We start from the raw sequence: 293 nt of genomic DNA, 5'->3' as shown, positions 1-293 counted from the left end.
ACATGGCCTTTTGAGAATGATACCAGCGCCATTACAAAGAAGCTGGCAAAGAAAAGTTTGCAAAGCGAGAAGCGCCGGAATCTGGTGGTGGTGATTGCCGTTGCGCTGGCGGCATTTCTGATCTGCTTTACGGGAATTGTGTCTACCTCCCTGACACAAATGCAGCGCAATCAGGTTGTCGATACTTATGAGGCGGTCTGGCTGGGCGTAGAGGAAAACGACATTGAAACCCTGAAAGGACTGCCGGAGTGTGAGCGCGTAGGCGGCTACTATATGCTGGGTGAGGAGCTGTC

At 52.2% G+C, this 293-nt stretch carries 1 pseudogene; it reads left to right on the top strand.

Annotated features, from left to right (window positions below):
* A pseudogene (locus P0G09_RS19755) lies at positions 1–293 on the top strand (ABC transporter permease); the annotation flags it as partial.

This window comes from Faecalibacterium sp. DFI.5.82, assembly GCF_029076575.1.
Classification (GTDB): Bacteria; Bacillota; Clostridia; order Oscillospirales; family Ruminococcaceae; genus Faecalibacterium; species Faecalibacterium duncaniae.
The sequence above is the reverse complement of the archived record's forward strand: the minus strand, read 5'-3'. Positions and strand labels throughout refer to the sequence as shown.